The sequence below is a fragment of the Micromonospora fiedleri genome (genome assembly GCF_016774385.1).
Taxonomy (GTDB): Bacteria; Actinomycetota; Actinomycetes; order Mycobacteriales; family Micromonosporaceae; genus Micromonospora; species Micromonospora gifhornensis.
Genome location: NZ_JAETXL010000008.1, coordinates 75365 through 89857, shown reverse-complemented (window position 1 = coordinate 89857; position 14493 = coordinate 75365). Strand labels below are relative to the sequence as shown.

At 69.8% G+C, this 14493-nt stretch carries 14 protein-coding genes; 9 read left to right on the top strand and 5 right to left on the bottom strand.

What is annotated here, in order from left to right; translation table 11 throughout:
* The first annotated feature begins 87 nt into the window (after positions 1-87).
* The gene (locus tag JMF97_RS32055; protein ID WP_203223303.1) at positions 88-2358 is read left to right on the top strand and encodes a serine/threonine-protein kinase; all 2271 of its coding nucleotides are present in this window, start codon (positions 88-90) and stop codon (positions 2356-2358) included.
* 64 nt (positions 2359-2422) lie between these two features.
* Positions 2423-2659, top strand: a complete 237-nt coding sequence (locus JMF97_RS22275) for a hypothetical protein (RefSeq protein WP_203223302.1) — start codon at positions 2423-2425, stop codon at positions 2657-2659.
* A gap of 91 nt (positions 2660-2750) precedes the next feature.
* Here JMF97_RS22275 and JMF97_RS22270 read toward each other — a convergent pair whose 3' ends face one another.
* Positions 2751-3503 (bottom strand): GH25 family lysozyme, encoded by a 753-nt coding sequence (locus tag JMF97_RS22270; protein ID WP_126711861.1) that lies wholly within the window; start codon positions 3501-3503, stop codon positions 2751-2753.
* A gap of 118 nt (positions 3504-3621) precedes the next feature.
* A complete protein-coding gene (locus JMF97_RS22265; RefSeq protein ID WP_307817049.1) occupies positions 3622-4173 on the bottom strand; it encodes a Uma2 family endonuclease in 552 nt (183 codons plus the stop codon).
* Positions 4174-4276: 103 nt separating this feature from the next.
* On the opposite strand from JMF97_RS22265, the gene JMF97_RS22260 reads away from it, so the two are divergent.
* The 3 genes from JMF97_RS22260 to JMF97_RS22250 all read left to right on the top strand — a co-directional run bounded on the left by JMF97_RS22260 (position 4277) and on the right by JMF97_RS22250 (position 6455).
* Positions 4277-5020 carry a M50 family metallopeptidase gene (locus JMF97_RS22260; RefSeq protein WP_203223301.1) on the top strand — a complete coding sequence of 248 codons (744 nt, stop codon included), beginning with the start codon at positions 4277-4279 and terminating at the stop codon, positions 5018-5020.
* Between the two features lie 90 nt (positions 5021-5110).
* Positions 5111-5611, top strand: a complete 501-nt coding sequence (locus tag JMF97_RS22255) for a SigE family RNA polymerase sigma factor (protein ID WP_013731575.1) — start codon at positions 5111-5113, stop codon at positions 5609-5611.
* Positions 5604-6455: a hypothetical protein gene (locus JMF97_RS22250; protein ID WP_203223300.1), complete on the top strand. Its 852-nt coding sequence runs from the start codon at positions 5604-5606 to the stop codon at positions 6453-6455. Before JMF97_RS22255 ends, JMF97_RS22250 begins: the two co-directional genes overlap by 8 nt.
* 158 nt (positions 6456-6613) lie before the next feature.
* Here the strand turns inward: JMF97_RS22250 and JMF97_RS22245 are convergent, their stop codons facing one another.
* Positions 6614-8197 (bottom strand): acyl-CoA carboxylase subunit beta, encoded by a 1584-nt coding sequence (locus JMF97_RS22245; RefSeq protein ID WP_203223299.1) that lies wholly within the window; start codon positions 8195-8197, stop codon positions 6614-6616.
* A gap of 67 nt (positions 8198-8264) precedes the next feature.
* On the opposite strand from JMF97_RS22245, the gene JMF97_RS22240 reads away from it, so the two are divergent.
* Positions 8265-9149, top strand: coding sequence for a biotin--[acetyl-CoA-carboxylase] ligase (locus JMF97_RS22240; RefSeq protein ID WP_203223298.1), 885 nt, complete (start codon positions 8265-8267; stop codon positions 9147-9149).
* Positions 9150-9355: 206 nt separating this feature from the next.
* Complete coding sequence (locus JMF97_RS22235) at positions 9356-9913, top strand: PH domain-containing protein (RefSeq protein ID WP_203223297.1); 558 nt, start codon at positions 9356-9358, stop codon at positions 9911-9913.
* Positions 9914-9972: 59 nt separating this feature from the next.
* Here JMF97_RS22235 and JMF97_RS22230 read toward each other — a convergent pair whose 3' ends face one another.
* Positions 9973-10710 (bottom strand): GtrA family protein, encoded by a 738-nt coding sequence (locus JMF97_RS22230; protein WP_203223296.1) that lies wholly within the window; start codon positions 10708-10710, stop codon positions 9973-9975.
* 63 nt (positions 10711-10773) lie between these two features.
* Positions 10774-11301: a GtrA family protein gene (locus JMF97_RS22225; protein WP_238359939.1), complete on the bottom strand. Its 528-nt coding sequence runs from the start codon at positions 11299-11301 to the stop codon at positions 10774-10776.
* Between the two features lie 417 nt (positions 11302-11718).
* Between JMF97_RS22225 and JMF97_RS22220 the strand changes: the two genes are divergently transcribed.
* Positions 11719-13569 (top strand): phosphoenolpyruvate carboxykinase (GTP), encoded by a 1851-nt coding sequence (locus tag JMF97_RS22220; RefSeq protein ID WP_126711864.1) that lies wholly within the window; start codon positions 11719-11721, stop codon positions 13567-13569.
* A gap of 32 nt (positions 13570-13601) precedes the next feature.
* Positions 13602-14453 (top strand): hypothetical protein, encoded by an 852-nt coding sequence (locus JMF97_RS22215; protein WP_203223294.1) that lies wholly within the window; start codon positions 13602-13604, stop codon positions 14451-14453.
* The last annotated feature ends 40 nt before the right edge of the window (positions 14454-14493 follow it).

Below are 14493 nucleotides of genomic sequence, written 5' to 3'. Positions count from 1 at the left end.
GCTCAGCGTACGTGGCCACCTTGATCTTGGTCGCACAATGGCGTGCCGACGGTGTAGGTGTCAGCGCTGCCGGGTACCGTCTCAGCGATGTCAGACGCTTCCTCCTCCCAACTCGTCGCCGACCGGTACCGGCTCATCTCGCCGCTCGGTCAGGGTGGCATGGGTCGGGTGTGGAAGGCGCGCGACGAGGTGCTGCACCGCGACGTCGCCATCAAGGAACTCGTACCGCCGCCGGGTCTGACCAACGACGAGCGCCGCGAGATGCGGGAACGCTCGCTGCGCGAGGCGCGGGCCATCGCCCGGCTCAACAACGTCAACGTGGTACGCATCTTCGACGTGCTCCGCACCGACGGTGACCCGTGGATCGTGATGGAGTACGTCGCGTCGCGTTCGTTGCAGGACACCCTCGCGGAGGACGGGCCGGTGTCGTCGGCCCAGGCGGTCGAGATCGGCTTGGGCGTGCTGAACGCCCTGAAGGCCGCGCACAAGGCCGGCATCATGCACCGCGACGTCAAGCCCGGCAACGTCCTGCTCGGCACCGACGGTCGGGTGGTGTTGACCGACTTCGGGCTGGCCACCATCCCCGGCGACCCGAACGTCACGCGTACCGGCATGGTGCTCGGCTCACCGGCGTACATCGCACCGGAACGGGCCCGCGACGGCACCGCCGGGCCGGAGGCCGACCTGTGGTCGCTGGGTGCCACGCTCTACGCCGCCGTGGAGGGCAAGTCCCCGTTCGCCCGGCCGTCGGCGATCGCCACCCTGGCCGCGCTGGCCACCGAGCCGGTGCCGCCGCCGCGTAACGCCGGCCCACTCAAGTCGGTGCTCAACGGGCTGCTCCGCAAGGACCCCCAGGAACGCATCACTGCCGAGTCCGCCGAGCGCATGCTCCGCAAGGCCAGCGGCCGGCGGGCCCGGAGCATCTCACTGCTCGACGGCGTACGCCGACCGGGGCCGAACGGGCCGCGTGAGCCGCGCCCGCCGTTGGTGCCGGCGCCGCGACCGTCCGGGGAACGACCGACGACCCCGTCCGCGCCGGTCAGCCCGCCTGCCCCGCGTACGCCGCCGGTTTCCGGCCCGCTCGCCGCCGCCGGTGCCGTCGGGTCCTCGATCAACTCGGACGCCGCGCCGACGGCGAAGGTCCCCGCCGACGCCGCTCCGACGAGCAGGGCGGATGCTGCGGTCGGTTCCGACGCGACGCAATCGGCAGGCTCGGACGCGGCACCCACCGCCCTGGTGTCGGGTGCGGACAGCCCGGTGGACGGGGGCGAGGCCGGTACGAACAACGATGCCGGCGCGTCCCGGAACACCGACCCGGCGTCTGCGACCGCTGGTGGTGGGGCGGAGTCCGGCGACACCGACTCGGGCGCAACTGCCGGAACGGGGGAGACGGACCAGGCAGCTGCTGTTCCCGGTGGTGCAGTGGCGGGCGCCGGTGTGGAGTCGACCGCGAATGTCGAGCGCTCGACGTCCACGATGGACCCGGCGACCGCTCACCCGGACGCGGATGCCACCCGCCGGGTGGATCCCGCGCCGGCTGAGGACAACACCCGAGTCGTACCGCAGCGGACCTCGCTGATGCCGTCGGTGCCGGATGAGCCGACCCCGGCTCGCGGCTCCGTCTTCACCTCGGGCTTCCTGCGCTCGGAGCGCAACCGCCGGGGTCTGCTCGTCGGTGCCCTGGTCGCGCTGCTGCTGGTTGGTCTGGTGGTGGCGGTGCCGCTGCTGACCGGCGATGACGGCGGTGACGACGGCACGCCGCAGGGTGCGGCCAGCAGTTCCGGGACACCCACGGCGGCGACAAGCGAACCGGCCGCACCGCCACCCACCAGCGCAGCTCCGCCGACCAGCGCGGCCCCGCCCAGCCCGTCGGCAACGCCCAGCACGGCACCGCCGACCAACGGTGCGTTGCCGGACGGCTGGACGCTGCGAAACGATCCGGTCGGCTTCAAGGTGGCCGTGCCGGAGGGCTGGCGACGCAGTTCCGGCGGGACCTGGGTGAAGTACCGGGACCCGAACGGCGTCAGCGAGTTGACCATCGACCGCACGGACAGCCCGGGACGGGACGCCGCCGCCACCTGGCGGCAGCTGGAGCCGGGCCGCAGGAACGTCCCCGGCGTACGCAACTACCAGCTGATCGACATCTGGTCGTTCGACTGCAAGTGGCGGACCTGCGGCGACTGGGACTGGTACCAGACCCGTGACGGGGTGAAGATCCGAGTCCGTAACCGGGGCTTCGTCACCGCCAGCAACCGGGGTTTCGCGCTGCGCTGGGAAGTGCCGAACAGTGAGTGGGAAGCGCAGTTGCCGAACTTCGAGACGGCCTTCCGGGAGTTCGTGCCCGACCGTCAGGACTGATCGACAGGCATGACCCTCCGTCGTTCGGGGTATCTGATCTCCGACGACGGAAGGGAGGCCCGAGATGGGTTACCGAGGAAGGGATGCCCGACCGCGGCTGGCACTGTGGACGCTCGTGGTGCTCGGCAACGTCGTACTGCTGGTCGCCGCCGTCGGAGTCGCGGTGCTGGCGACCCTGCTGAGCCTGGTGACGCTGGCCGGTGCCGCGCTCGCCGGCTGGCACCTCACCCGCCGAGGCAGCGTCACCCGCCGGGGAGGCATGAGCGTGCCGGTCGCGCTCGCCCCGCGACGCCGCGCCTGAGCCTTACCGACCGCCGCGCGACGACACCTACGACGACGATCGGCCGACGTCCGCAGGGGCACGGGACGCCGGCCGGTCGTCGGGGCGTACGTCAGGTGTTGTTGGCCAGGGCGATCAGGCGGCTGCGGTCGCCGTTCCAGTAGTTGCGGTCCACCGCGCCACTGATGCCGGGGACGCTGCCGGAGTCGGTGTACTGCCAGAAGCTCCAGAAGGGCGCGCCGGCCGGCAGGGCACCCACGGAGGACGACCAGCGGGCGATCCAGAGCGGGTGGTTGTTCCACGGGCCGCTCCAGCTGCCGGTGCACTGGTTCCAGAAGCTGGTGGTGGTGTAGATGACCGCGTAGCGGCCGGTGCGCGAGCGGTAGGTGTTGAGGAAGTCCTGCACCCAGTTGCGCATCGCGGTGGTGCTCAGGCCGTAGCAGTAGCCGCCGCTGTACGGGTTCGCCTCCAGGTCCAGGGCGGCGGGCAGGGTGCGGCTGTCGGCAGACCAGGCGCCGCCGTTGGAGGCCAGGTAGTTGGCCTGGACCGCGCCGGAGGAGATGTTGGGCCGGGCGAAGTGGTACGCCCCCCGGATCACCCCCGCGTTGTACGCGTTGACGTAGTTGGTGTTGAAGTTCGGGTCCTTGTAGCTCGTACCCTCGGTGGCCTTGATGAAGGCGAACTGGATGCCGGCGTTGCGCACGCTGGTCCAGTTGATGGTGCCCTGGTAGCGCGAGACGTCGATGCCCGGCACGGTGGCCGCCGCGGCGGGGGTCGCGGTGGCGACGAGCCCGGCGGCGGCGGTGGCGAGCACGGTGAGTGCGGCGGCGGTCAGCCGACGCAGCGAAGACCTGACCTGACCCATGGCGTCCTCCTGAGACGACGGTCAATAGACAGTCATCTTTGGACGGGGCCACTCGGCCGGGCAATAGCGGCAGAGATAATTTTCGATGTCCGGATTGTGGCGTCAGCCCACCTGGCGATCAGCGCAGCGTGGCCGGATCGATCTGCCACCGGAACGGCTCAGCCAGAGTCAGCGTCTCCCCGGCCTTGGCCACCCGGTCCTCGACGTAGTGCCCGCCGTCGAGCCGGTACAGCCGCAGCGAATGGGTGTCACCGTCCTGCTCGACCAGGAGGTACCAGGGAATCCGGGCGATCGCGTAGAGTTGCATCTTGAGCACCCGGTCGGCGGCCGCGTTGCCCGGCGAGACGATCTCGGCGACGAGCACTACCTCGGCCGACTCGACGACAGTGCCCTCGTCGTCGGTGTCCGCCACGACTACATCCGGAATGACGATCCGGTCGGGACCGAGACGAAGATTGACCGCCTCGAACACGAGAAGGTGGTGCGGGTGTGTCGCTGGTCGCAACGAGGCGACAAGATTCCACGACACCAGCTGGTGTCGTTTGCTCGGTGCAGGGCTCACGATCAGGCTCCCGTCGAGCAACTCGATCCGGTCATGCGTCTCGCCCATGGCGAAGTAGTCGTCCTCCGTCCAGAGGCCGACGTGAGGTTCCAGAGGGGCTGCGCTCACCGGCGTACACCTCCCGATCCGATCGCCACCCGGTCCAGTCTCACACGATACGGGCGGTTGGCCCGGCAGTGACACCGGAACGCGGCCGGTAGGCTCGCGCCCCATGGTGTCGATCGAGGGCATGACGGAGTTCTGGGACCGCCTGGTCGGCGCGCAGCCCGACCCGCCCCCGCTGCTGGTGCTGCTCACCGGCGTGGTCGCGCTGCTGGTGGTCAGCACCCGCCTGCCGTGGCGGGTGGCACGCAACGCGATCACCATCGCGCACGAGGGCGGCCATGCGCTGGCCGCGCTGCTCACCGGCCGTAAGCTGCGCGGCATCCGGCTGCACTCGGACACCTCGGGGCTGACGCTGTCCGCGGGTCGGCCCACCGGTCCGGGCATGGTGCTCACCCTGCTCGCCGGCTACATCGCGCCACCGCTGGTCGGTCTGGGCGGGGCGTGGCTGTTGGCCGGTAACCGGATCACGCTGCTGCTCTGGCTCGCGGTGATCCTCCTGCTTGCCATGCTTGTCATGATCCGCAACCTGTTCGGGGTGCTGTCGTTGCTGGTCACCGGCGGGGTGGTGCTCGCCGTCTCGTGGTACGCCAGCCCGCAGGTGCAGGCCGCCTTCGCCTGGACGAGTGTGTGGTTCCTGCTGCTCGGCGGCGTACGGCCGGTGATCGAGTTGCAACGGCTGCGGACCCGGCGGGGGATGCCCGCCTCCGACGCCGACCAGTTGGCCGGGATCACCGGGTTTCCGGCGTTCTTCTGGGTCGTCCTCTTCGGTCTGGTCAACCTGGCGGTGCTGGTCGTCGGCGGTCTGATGCTGGCCGGCCCGTTGCTTGCGGAGGCCGGCATCACCTGGTGACCCGACCCTCCGGCTCGACCGGTTCGCCTCCGGCGGCAACCGTACCCACCCCCTGGTGCGTGTCCTCTACGACCCGCAGGGAGGTGGCAGGTGCCGGACGTCGACGGGTTCGACGATTTCTACCGGGGCAGCCGACAACGGCTGCTCGGCTTCGTCTACGTGCTCACCGGTGACCTCGCCGAAGCCCAGGACGCCGTTCAGGAGGCGTACGTCCGAGCCTGGCAACGGTGGTCCACGGTGCGGCACTACGACGACCCCGAGGCGTGGGTACGGGTGGTGGCGAGCCGGCTCGCGGTGAGCCGGTGGCGCAGCCTGCGTAGCCGGGCTCGGGCGTACCTGCGGCACGGCGCGGTGGAGAGCGTCCCCGCACCGGGCACGGAAACCGTCGAGGTGGTCGCCGCCCTGCGTCGTCTGCCAGAGGAGCAGCGGGTCGCGATCGCGCTGTACTACCTGGTCGGCCTGCCGGTCGCCGAGGTGGCGCGGCAGACCTCGGCACCGGTCGGCACGGTCAAGGCCCGCCTTTCCCGGGGGCGTACCGCGCTCGCCGGACTGCTCGCCGTCTCTGACCTGGAGGAGGCACCCGGTGCGTGACGAGATGACGTTCGTCGAGCGACTCCAGAACGACCTGCGGGACGTCCGCTGGCCGGAACCTGCGGTGCTGCGGGAGCGGGCCCGCCGACGGCGACGCCGGGCCATGGTGGGTACGGCGACCGCGGTGCTGGTCCTGGCAGCTGGGCCGGTGATCGCGGGGGTGGGTCTCGGAGGGCCGCCGGCCGTCGCTCCGCCGCAGAACTCGCAGTCGGCATACGTGGAGATTCCCCACGAGGTACTGGTGCAGCCGACGGACCTGACCGCGATGACCGACCCGCCGCTCGGTCAGGCGGGCGTCGGCGAGCTGGTGCAGATTGACAAGTTGCTGCCGGTCTGCCTGGAGGAGCAGGGGCGGGCGGCTTACTGGGAGCCGTCGCGGTACTCGCGTTCGCAGACCCTGCTGCGGGCGAGCGCGGACGGTGCCCGCCGGCCGGCCGACGTGCTGCTCAGCCAGGACGTCTACCGGATCGCACCGGAGCGGGTCGCCGGCTTCTTCAACCGACTCGACGAGATGCTCGCACCATGCGCGAACTGGCGATCGACCGGCGATGTCCTGTGGGGGGACCGCATCGCGCGGGCCGAGGCGGACCACCGATGGGAGGTGACCGACCGCGACTTCGCCGGCGACGAGGCGATGCTGATCCGGCACACCATCACCGCAACCCGCAACCTGGAGACCGGCGCGACCCGGGAACCCGCACCCCCCGACACCACCGCCGTCCTACGCGTCGGCGACCTCGTCACGGTGCTGACCCTCACCCGCGACGCCCCCGACCCGGAACTACGCCGCGTCGCCACCATCGCCGCCCAACGCCTCTGCCTAGCCTCCAACCCCCCTTGCTGACCCACCCCACTCCGCCCTCCACCCACCTAGCCCCCGCGATCTTGCACTTTTGGTCCCCGCATAAGGGGCAGAAGCCGCAGAACGGCGACCCAAACTGCAAGATCGCGGGCGCGGGCGCGGGCGCGGGCGCGGGGTGAACGCCGGGCCGGGGGAGGGGGTCAGAGGGGGATGTTGCCGTGCTTTTTCGGGGGGAGGGTCTCTCGCTTGGTACGGAGTACGCGCAGGGCCCGGACGATCTGGGTACGGGTCTCGTGCGGCGGGATCACCGCGTCGACGTACCCGCGTTCGGCGGCCACGTACGGGTTGGCGAGGGTGTCCTCGTACTCGGCGATCTTCTCGGCGCGGACGGCGGCCGGGTCCTCGGCGGCGGCCAGTTCCTGCCGGTAGAGGATGTTCACCGCGCCCTGGGCGCCCATCACCGCGATCTGCGCGGTCGGCCAGGCGAAGTTGAGGTCGGCCCCCAGGTGCTTGGAGCCCATCACGTCGTACGCCCCGCCGTACGCCTTGCGGGTGATCACGGTGACCTTCGGCACGGTGGCCTCGGCGTACGCGTAGATGAGCTTGGCGCCCCGGCGGATGATGCCGTCCCACTCCTGGCCGGTGCCGGGCAGGAAGCCGGGCACGTCCACGAAGGTCAGCACCGGGATGTTGAAGGCGTCGCAGGTACGCACGAACCGGGCCGCCTTCTCGCTGGCCGCGATGTCCAGCGTGCCGGCGAAGTGCATGGGCTGGTTGGCCACCACACCGACCGGCCGACCCTCGACCCGACCGAAGCCGACCACCATGTTCTGCGCGTAGAGCGGCTGGACCTCCAGGAACTCCCCGTCGTCGAGCACGTGCTCGATCACCCGGTGCATGTCGTACGGCTGGTTGGCCGAGTCCGGGATCAGGGTGTCCAGTTCCCGGTCGGCGTCGGTGACGGCCAGGTCCGCGTCGACGGGGAAGACCGGCGGCTCGTCCAGGTTGTTGGACGGCAGGTGGGACAGCAGCGCCTTGACGTAGTCGATGGCGTCGTCCTCGTCGGTGGCGAGGTAGTGCGCGTTGCCGCTGCGGCTGTTGTGGGTGCGGGCGCCGCCCAGCTCCTCCATGCCGACGTCCTCGCCGGTGACCGTCTTGATGACGTCGGGGCCGGTGATGAACATGTGCGAGGTCTGGTCGACCATCACGGTGAAGTCGGTGACCGCGGGGGAGTAGACCGCGCCGCCCGCGCACGGGCCCATGATCAGCGAGATCTGCGGGATGACGCCGCTGGCCCGTACGTTGCGGAAGAAGATCTCGCCGTAGAGGCCGAGGGAGACGACGCCCTCCTGGATGCGGGCCCCGCCGGAGTCGTTGATGCCGATGACCGGGCAGCCGATCTTCATGGCGAGGTCCATCACCTTGACGATCTTCTCGCCGAAGACCTCGCCGAGGGAGCCGCCGAAGACCGTGAAGTCCTGCGCGAAGACGCAGACCTGTCGGCCGTCGATGGTGCCGTAGCCGGTGATCACACCGTCGCCGTACGGGCGGGTGCGGTCGAGGCCGAAGTTGGTGGAGCGGTGCCGGGCGAACTCGTCCAACTCGACGAAGGAACCCTCGTCGAGCAGAAGGTCGATCCGCTCACGGGCGGTCTTCTTGCCCCTGGCGTGCTGCTTCTCCACGGCTCGGGCCGACCCGGCGTGCACCGCCTCGTCGACCCGTCGCGCCAGGTCCGCCAGCTTGCCGGCGGTGCTGTGCAGGTTGCTGCCGGTCTCGGTAGTCACCCAGGGAATATAACGATGGTTCAGGTCAGCGGCGTTCGGCAGGAGGGGTAAACCGTAGGCTGACGGGATGCCGGGCTCGCCGTACACCGATCTGGACCGTCCGCCGCTGTCGGCGGCGCGGCTGCGCCGGGCGTTGGTCGCGCCGTACGGACCGTGGGCGCGGTTGGAGTTGCGCGCCGAGACGGGCTCGACCAACGCCGATGTCGCCGAGGCGGCCCGCGACGGCGAGCCGGAGGGCCTGGTCGTGGTGGCCGAGCGGCAGACCGCCGGCCGGGGGCGGCGCGGCCGGAGCTGGCAGTCGCCGCCGCGCGCCGGCATCGCGACCAGCGTCCTGTTGCGGCCCGGGGAGGCGGTGCCGGACCGCGACTGGCAACCCGCACCACCGACGGGGTACGGCTGGCTGCCGTTGCTGGCCGGAGTGGCGCTGGTGGAGGCGGTCGGTCGGCTGGCCGAGCTGGACGCCAGCCTGAAGTGGCCGAACGACCTGCTGATCGACGGGGCGAAGTGCGCCGGCATCCTCGCCGAGGCGGTGCCCGGCCCCGAGTTCGGTGACCCGCCCGCCGTCGTGCTCGGCATCGGGCTGAACGTCACACTGCGCGCCGACGAGCTGCCGGAGAACCCGACCGGGCTGCGGGCCACCTCGCTGCAACTGGCCGGTGCGACGGCCACCGACCGGGACCCACTTCTGCGCGCCCTGCTCCGCTCACTCGCCGACTGGTACGCCCGCTGGCGGGCCGCCGGCGGCGACGCGAACACCAGCGGCCTGCGCGAGGCGTACCTGAAGGTCTGCGCCACGGTCGGCCGCGAGGTCCGCGCCCTCCTCCCCGACGGCACCGAACTAACCGGCACCGCCACCACCGTCACCGGTGAAGGCCACCTCCTCCTCACCACCCCCCACCCCACCCCCACCACCCACTCCCTCCCCGCCGCCGACCTCCTCCACCTCCGCTAAACCCCCCTCCCCGCCCCCGCCCTCGGCCCGGCGATCTTGCAGTTTTGGTCGGGATGAAAGGTGCATAGCGGGGCGTAAGGGTGACTGGAAGTGCAAGATCGGCGAGGTGTGGGTGGGCGGGGTGGGGAGGGTGGCCGCGTGGTGGATGTGGCGGAGTGGGGGTGGGGGGTTAACGTCTGCGCGTCCGGTTCTGCGAGGAGGTATCCGTGGCGTTCCCCGAAGACGTGCTCACCGAGGACGAGCACGTCGTGCTGCACCTGCGTCCGCACTGGAAGGCCCTGATCCGGCCGGTGGCGGTGCTGGTGCTCGCCATCGCCGCGGTGGTGGTCGGTCTGGTGTTCCTACCCTCCAGCGGAGGTGGCTCCATCACCCTCGCCGTGATCGGCGGGCTGGCGGTGCTGGCCGTACTGGTGCTGGGTGTGTGGCCGTACATCGTCTGGCGCACCACGCACTATCTGTTCACCAACGAGCGGGTGGTGCTCCAGCACGGGGTCTTCTCCCGGGAGAGGCGGGACATCCCGCTCAGCCGGGTCAACGACCACTCGATGAACCAGCAGTTCGTCGGGCGGCTGCTGGGCTACGGCACGCTCACCATCGAGTCGGCCGGCGAGCGGGGCCAGTCGGTGCTGCCCGACGTGCCGAAGGTCGACCGGGTCCAGACCAAGCTCTACGAGCTGGTCGAGGCGTTCCACGACAAGCACTCGTTGGGCGACGGGGAACTGCGCGAGATCCTCGCCGAACGCGACAACAAGTCCGGCCTCTGAGTTTGACGCAGCGAGAGCGCCCGCCAAGCCTGGCGGGCGCTCTCGGGCGTACAAGAGGATCAGCGGCGCCGGAAGCGGCGGTGTGCCGGGGCGGGCTGGAGTTCTGCGGCCAGCTCGGCCTCCAGCTCCTTGTCCAGCGCGGCGGTGAGCTCGGCCTCGTTGCTCAGGGCTGCGGCGCGGGGTTGGAGCGGCCGAGGCGTCAGGCTCGGCGGCGGTGTCAGGCCCGGCGGCCGGGTGGCGGGTGGTTCCTCTTCCTCCAACTCGGTGACGGACTCGGCGAGTTCGGCCACCGGGTCCATCCCGGCCATCGTGTCCCACTCGTCGCGGGGCAGACCGTGCCAGGCCGGCTTGGCCTCGGCGGGCGCGGCAGGTTGGAAGACGAAGGTGCGGTACGACCAGAAGCGGAACAGTGTCGCCAACACCACACCACCGGTCTTGGCCACGTTCAGCGCCAGCAGGCTGGTCATGCCCAGCCCGTACTTCGCGGCGGCGAGGACACCGAGTTCGATCAGCAGGCCCACCCCGTTGAACAGGAAGAAAAGGGCGTATTCCCGCTGCATGGCCGATTTAGGGCGATCTCGGTACGTCCAGTGCCGATTCATCAGATATGACGTGATTGTCGCCACCACTGTGGCGACCACCGTCGCTTTCAGCTGACCATCGACAAAAATCGTGAGGGCGAGGGCGTTGAACACCGCATAATTGATGGCGGTGTTGATGCCACCGACCAGGCCGAATTTGAGCGCCTCATGGATGAACTTCTGCCAGCGCTCAGGCAGCAGACGGACAAGAGGCATGCGTAACACCTTAGGGCAGTGGGCTCGGGCCGGCAGGCTCCGGCCGTACGGGTGGGCGGGAGGTCACGCCCCGCGGTCCCGGTCAACTTCCGCGGCGACAGGAGTTCCCGTATCCACGAAGACGAACCGTCGGTACGACCAGAATCGGAACAGCGTCCCGAGGCCGGTGCCCACCACGAAGCTGGCGATGTTGTCGGCCAGTCGGGTCTGGAAGACCTCCGGCCAGATGCCGCCCAGGCCGTAGCGGCTGATGGCCAGGCAGGCCACCGCGATGCCCAGGCCCACCGCGTTGAAGAAGAAGAACAGCGCGTACTCGCGGGCCGGGTGGGAGCGCTTGCGGTGCCGCCACGTCCAGAACCGGTTGCCCAGGAACGCGAACGTGGCCGCGATCACCGTGGCGATCGTCTTCGCCGTGATCTGCTCCACCCCGGCGGGGCCGATCAGGTAGTTGAACAGGGCGAAGTCGATGAGAAAGGCCACTCCGCCCACGGTGGCGAACTTGCTCATCTCGCGCACGAGGTGACCGAAACGGTCCCGCAGGGAGTGGATCAGACCCCGTCGGGTCTGCCGGGAGCCTGGCTCTCCGGTCATCGTGGCGGCCACCGTGCGAGCGTACCGGTTGGCGGCCGCGCAGGCGGGCAGCGGCGGTTTGCGGCGTCCGGTGGCGCGGCGGTGCGGACGGGCACGAACGGAGCGTAACCGCACCAGTTCGATCCGGAGTTGATTTCCGCTACCTCCCAGCGGGTGCCAAAGCGGCGACGCCGGGTGGCCCTGATGGAGGTTCACCGCAAGATTTGCGTGAAACTGCGCGCGAAAGCGGGTAAAGGGCCGTGAAGCGGCAGCGTGCCCGTACCTTGTGCAGTTCTTCACAACCAGTCCCACTGACTGTGGAGGTCCGTCGGTTTACGCTGAGGCCAATCCCAGGTTTCCACGAAGGCGACGCACATCGCGCGCCAAGACTCGTGCACTCCAATAGACCGGTCAGCGTCGACCACAAGGAGAAGTGTCATGGTTGCTCCGGCCACCGTTCGGGGTATCGATCAGGCCCCGACGTCCCACCCCAAACTGCTCGCCTGGGTCCGTGAGGTCGCTGAACTGACCACCCCTGACCAGGTGGTCTGGGTTGACGGGTCCGATCAGGAATGGCGTCGCCTCACCGATGAACTGGTCGAGGCCGGCACCCTCATCCGGCTCAATCCCGAGAAGAAACCGAACTCCTTCTATGCCCGGACCGACCCGACGGACGTCGCCCGGGTCGAGGAGCGGACGTTCATCTGTTCCGTGGACGAAGCGGACGCCGGCCCGACCAACAACTGGATGGCGCCGGCCGAGATGAAGCGGACGATGACCGATCTGTACCGCGGTTCGATGCGCGGTCGCACGATGTACGTCATTCCGTTCGTGATGGGTCCGGTCGAGGCCGAGAAGCCCATGTTCGGTGTCGAGATCACCGACAGCCCGTACGTGGTCGCCTCCATGCGGATCATGACCCGGATGGGTGCCAAGATCCTGGAGGCGATGGGTGACGACGCGGACTTCGTCCGCGCCCTGCACTCCATCGGCGCCCCGCTGGCCCCCGGCCAGCAGGACGTGGCCTGGCCGTGCAACGAGACCAAGTACATCTCGCACTTCCCGGAGACCCGGGAGATCTGGTCCTACGGCTCCGGCTACGGCGGCAACTCGCTGCTCGGCAAGAAGTGCTACTCGCTGCGGATCGCCAGCGTGATGGGGCGCGACGAGGGCTGGCTCGCCGAGCACATGCTGATCCTCAAGATCACCTCCCCGGAGGGCAAGGTCTACCACATCGCCGGCGCCTTTCCGTCGGCCTGCGGCAAGACCAACCTGGCCATGCTGGAGCCGACCATCCCGGGCTGGAAGGTCGAGACCATCGGTGACGACATCGCCTGGATGCGGTTCGGCCCGGACGGCCGCCTCTACGCGGTCAACCCGGAGTTCGGCCTGTTCGGCGTGGCGCCCGGCACCGACTGGAAGACCAACGCCAACGCCATGCGGACCCTGGACAAGGGCAACTCCATCTTCACCAACGTCGCGCTGACCGACGACGGTGACATCTGGTGGGAGGGCATGGGCGAGCCGCCGGCGCACCTGATCGACTGGAAGGGCAACGACTGGACGCCGGAGAGCGAGAGCCTCTCCTCGCACGCGAACAGCCGGTTCTGCACCCCGATCGCCCAGTGCCCGATTCTCGCCGAGGACTACTACGACCCCAACGGCGTACCGATCGACGCGATCCTGTTCGGTGGCCGGCGGCGGGACACCGTACCGCTGGTGACCGAGGCCCGGGACTGGGTGCACGGTGTCTACATGGGTGCCACCCTCTCCTCGGAGACCACCGCCGCCGCCTCCGGTGCGGTCGGTGTGGTCCGTCGTGACCCGATGGCGATGCTGCCGTTCATCGGCTACCACGGTGGCGACTACTTCCGGCACTGGATCGAGATGGGCAAGGGCGCCAACGGCGACGAGTCGAAGCTGCCCAAGGTCTACTACGTCAACTGGTTCCGCAAGGACCCCGACGGCAACTTCCTGTGGCCCGGATTCGGCGAGAACTCCCGGGTGCTCAAGTGGGTCATCGAGCGGATCGAGGGTCGGGCGGAGGCCGTCGAGACGCCGATCGGCATGGTCCCGACGCTGGACTCCCTCGACGTCGAGGGCCTGGACATGACCCCGGAGGACGTCCGGATCGCCCTCAAGGTCGACCCGGACGAGTGGCGCAACGAGCTGCCGATGGTCACCGAGTGGTTCGAGAAGTTCGGTGACAAGCTGCCCGGTGTGCTCTGGGCCGAGCTGGACGCCCTGCGGGCCCGACTCGACGCGGAACAGTCGCCGCGCGGGGTGTGATCGACGCCGGATCCGAGGCATGATCGGATCCCATGAGGACGGCCGCCGAGACCGAGGTCCGGCGGCCGTCCGCCGTCCGGGCCATGACCGTGCTGCTCGCCGTGACCGCTGCGGCCACCGTCGTGGTCGAGGTGCTCAACTGGTGGTACGCCCCGGAGCAGGGCTTCGGGCTGGCGGTACGCACCGGCTGGGCGATGCTGCGGACGATCGGCTTCCTGCTGCTGATCGGTCACGTACGACGAGGGCGTACGGTGGCCCGCCCGCTCGGCCTGATCCTCGCCGTCACGACCGTCTTCGCGGTCGGTCGGCTGATCGTGCCCCGGCACGGCGTGCCACCACTGCCCGGTCTGCTCGGGTTCGCCCTGCTCACCGCGCTGTGTGTCGCCGTGGTCTGGCTGCTGTACCGCTCCCCGGCCATCGCCGGCCACCTGGTGCGGCACCGGCCCCGCCTGGTCATCGAGCGCTCCGGCATCTTCTGGCGGGAAATGCCACCACGTCGACCGGAGGCCAATGCCTGGCTGCTGACCAGCCGGGTCGCCGCGTTCACCTACAGCCCGCTGATGCTCGTACCGGCGCTGGTGGCCGTCGCGGAGATCCTCGACGGCCGGCCGTTCGCCCTGCCCGCGGTGCTGTTCTGGTTGGCGGCGGGGATCGCCACCAGCTACCTGGTGCTGTTCTGCACCGCGTTCCTGATGCGCGGCAAGCGCTGGGCGGGCATCCTGCTCGTGGTGATCACCGTGATCGTGCTCGCGGTGGACCTTCCGCTGTGCTGGTGGTTACTCGGAGTGGATGGCCTGATCCGCGACGGCACGCCGCTTGTCGCCGCGGCGATCCTCGCCCTCTACGGCGTACGCCGTGCCTCCACCGCCGCGCCCGCGTCCTGAGCTGGGGCGATTCGACCGGGTCTCGGAGGCTCGGTGCGGT